3 protein-coding genes and 1 pseudogene are annotated in these 3,270 nt (G+C 66.1%); 3 read left to right on the forward strand and 1 reads right to left on the reverse strand.

Annotated features, from left to right (window positions below; all coding sequences use genetic code 11):
• The 3 genes from EN738_RS32720 to EN738_RS32730 all read left to right on the forward strand — a co-directional run.
• Positions 1-835 (forward strand): sulfite exporter TauE/SafE family protein (locus EN738_RS32720; RefSeq protein WP_145967009.1); only part of this gene is annotated, 835 nt, incomplete at its 5' end.
• Entirely contained in the window at positions 835-1,626 is a 792-nt protein-coding gene (locus EN738_RS32725) for a TIGR02186 family protein (RefSeq protein WP_127287172.1), read from the forward strand. The genes EN738_RS32720 and EN738_RS32725, both read left to right, overlap by 1 nt.
• A gap of 167 nt (positions 1,627-1,793) precedes the next feature.
• Positions 1,794-3,050, forward strand: a complete 1,257-nt coding sequence (locus tag EN738_RS32730; protein WP_127287173.1) for an Hsp70 family protein — start codon at positions 1,794-1,796, stop codon at positions 3,048-3,050.
• Positions 3,051-3,065: 15 nt separating this feature from the next.
• Here the strand turns inward: EN738_RS32730 and EN738_RS32735 are convergent.
• Positions 3,066-3,270: pseudogene (locus EN738_RS32735) on the reverse strand (LysR family transcriptional regulator); the annotation flags it as partial.

Consider the following 3,270-nt stretch of genomic DNA (forward strand, 5'->3'; position numbering starts at 1 on the left):
GTTCGGGGTGGGCGGTGGCTTCCTCATCACGCCGCTGCTGATCTTCTACAACATCCCGCCGGCGATCGCCGTCGCCACCGGCGCCAACCAGGTCATCGCCTCCTCCTTCTCCGGCGCGCTGTCGCACATGAAGCGCGGCACGCTCGACTTCAAGCTCGGCGGCGTGCTGCTCGCGGGCGGTATCGTCGGCTCGACCGGGGGCGTCTATGTCTTTGCCGTGCTGCGCCGGCTCGGCCAGCTCGATCTCTTCATCTCGCTGCTCTACGTCGCGCTGCTCGGCACCGTCGGCGGGCTGATGCTGGTCGAGAGCGTCAATGCGCTGCGCGCCACCCGCAGCGGCGCCGCACCCGTGCTGAAAAAATCCGGCCAGCACAACTGGATCCACCGGCTGCCGCTGAAGATGCGCTTCCGCGCCTCGAAGCTGTTCGTCAGCGTCATCCCGGTGCTCGGGCTCGGCGCCGGCATCGGCTTCCTGTCGTCGATCATGGGCGTCGGCGGCGGCTTCATCATGGTACCGGCGCTGATCTATCTCTTGAAAGTGCCGACCAACGTCGTCATCGGCACCTCGCTGTTCCAGATCATCTTCACCTCGGCCTACACCACCCTGGTGCACGCCACCACCAACCAGACGGTCGACGTGATGCTCGCCTTCCTGCTGATGGCGGGCGGTGTCGCCGGCGCGCAATATGGCGCCAAGGCCGGCCAGAAGCTGCGCGGCGAGCAGCTCAGGGCATTGCTGGCAATGCTGGTTCTCGCCGTTGCCATCCGCCTGGCGATCGATCTCTTCGTCACCCCGCCCAATCTCTATTCGCTTTCCGCGGCGGGCCTGAACTGATGGCGGGGTGGAAGGGGTTCGCGGCCGCCGCCTTGCTTGTGCTCGTCGCGGCCGCGTCGCCGACGGCGGCGCAAACCCCGCCGGTCGAAGGCATCCAGATCGGCCTGTCGACCGACGCCGTCTCGATCACCGCCGGGTTTTCCGGCGCCGACCTCACCATCTTCGGGTCGCTGGAAAATCCCGATCCGCTGGTCGCGCGCCAGGGGCGCTACGACGTCATCGTCGTGCTCGAGGGCCCGCCTCGACCGGTGGTGGTGCGGCGCAAGGACCGGGTGCTCGGCGTCTGGATCAATCTGGAGTCGGAGACGTTCGAGAACGTGCCGGTGTCCTATTCGGTGGCCACGACGCGGCCGCTGCAGGACATAACCGAACCGAACAGCTACAAGCAGCTGTCGCTCGGCTCGGCCAACCTCTACATGAAGCCCGCCGACGAGACCGACAGCCCGGCGACGATCGAGGAGTTCACCGCCGCACTTCGCGATCGCAAGAAGGCGACCGGGCTCTACAGCGAAAATGTCGGCGGCGTGCAGTTCCTGTCGCAGAACCTGTTCCGCGCCACGGTGAGGCTGGCGCCCGACGTTCCGGTCGGCACCCACAAGGCGCGCGCCTTCCTGTTCAAGAGCGGCATGTTCATCAAGGAAAGCTCGGCCCAGCTCGAAATCCGCAAATCCGGTTTCGAGCAGTCGATCTTCCGCGTCGCGCACGATTATTCCTTCCTGTACGGCGTGTTCGCCGTGTCGCTCGCCATGCTGACTGGCTGGCTGGGGCGGCTGGTCTTCCGCAAGGATTGATCTCCCCGGGAAAAGAGGCTTTCCCTTTTTCCGATGATGCGATAAACCGCCGCCTCCCAAGGCAAACACGCACATTCAATTCGGCAGAACGGTCCGGCCATCCGGACGTCCGCGCCTTTGCCGGCGCCGACGATCCGCTGCGACGAAACCAATGACAGGAGGCTGCTATGCAATCAGCATTCGGCGGCATCGATTTCGGCACGTCCAATTCCACCGTGGGCGTGATCCGGAACGGGCAGGCGCGACTGGTGGCGCTGGAAGGTGAACAGCCTACATTGCCAAGCGCCGTCTTCTTCAACTTCGAGGACGGCCATACCTATTTCGGCCGCCGCGCCATCAGCGACTACACCGACAGCATCGAGGGCCGGCTGATGCGCTCCCTGAAGAGCGTGCTCGGCAGTTCGCTCGCTCACGAGAAGACCCGCATCAAGGCACGCCTGATCGGCTTCACCGACATCATCGGCTTCTTCATCGCCCATCTGAAGCAGCGGCTGGAAGAGGACGCTGGCACTTCGGTCGAGACGATCGTGCTCGGTCGCCCGGTACAGTTCATCGACGATGACGCCGAGGCCGATGCGAGGGCGCAGGGGGAGCTTGAAAAGGCGGCGCGGGCGCAAGGGTTCAAGCACATCGCCTTCCAGTTCGAGCCGATCGCGGCGGCGCTCGACTACGAACAGAAGGTTGCCCGGGAGGAACTGGCGCTGATCGTCGACATGGGCGGCGGCACGTCCGACTTCTCGGTGGTCCGGGTCTCGCCCGAACGCGCGCGCTCGGCCGATCGCAAGGGCGACATCCTGGCCAACCGCGGCATCCATATCGGTGGCACCGATTTCGACCGGCTGCTCAGCATCGCCCACGTCATGCCCGAGCTCGGCTATCTGACGCCGACCAAGGACGGCAAGCGCAACCTGCCGGCGAGCTATTTCATCGACCTGGCGACCTGGCAGCGCATCAATCTCGTCTATACCGCGAAGGCGATGACGGACCTGAGGCAGATCCGCTTCGAGGCCGAGCGCGCCGATCTCGTCGGCCAATTCATCCATATCGTGGAGCACCGCTACGGACACGCGATCGCAGGCCTGGTCGAAAGGGCCAAGATCGCGCTGACGGATCAGTCCTCAGCCGAGGTGAGGGTCTCGCTGCCCGGCGCACGCTTCGCGCCCGAGATCACGCGCGGCGGACTGGAGGCGACGATCGGGGACGACATCGAGCGGGTGACCGCGACGGTCCGGCAGACGATCGCCGACGCCGGTGTCGACGCCTCCGCCATAACCGCCGTGTTCCTGACCGGCGGCTCGACCGCGATCCCGCTCGCCAAACGCCAGATCCTTTCGCTGGTGCCGCAGGCCTCCGTCATCGAGGGCGACATGTTCGGCTCGGTCGGGCTCGGGCTGGCGCTGGATGCGCAGCGGAAATTCGCCTGAGACGCTTCTTCCCGATCAGCCCCTGCTCAGCGGCGGCAAGTCCGCCTTTCCACCCAGATGCGCCCGCAGCGCCATCTGGGCGAGGCTCGGCTGGCGGTCGCGGTGGGTGATGATGGCGAAGTCGCGCTTCGGCAGGTCGATCGGCACCGACCGCAAGCTGCCTTCGGCCACGGCGCGGCCGACGACGAGGTCCGAGATGATGGGGGCGCCGGCGCCCGCC

The sequence above is a fragment of the Mesorhizobium sp. M4B.F.Ca.ET.017.02.2.1 genome (assembly GCF_003998955.1).
In the GTDB taxonomy this organism is placed as follows: domain Bacteria; phylum Pseudomonadota; class Alphaproteobacteria; order Rhizobiales; family Rhizobiaceae; genus Mesorhizobium; species Mesorhizobium abyssinicae.

Bases quoted from the DNA above. Each gene is read 5' to 3' on its own strand.
- EN738_RS32730 (WP_127287173.1), top strand. From the start codon at position 1,794: ATGCAATCAGCATTCGGCGGCATCGATTTCGGCACGTCCAATTCCACC.
- EN738_RS32725 (WP_127287172.1), top strand. From the start codon at position 835: ATGGCGGGGTGGAAGGGGTTCGCGGCCGCCGCCTTGCTTGTGCTCGTC.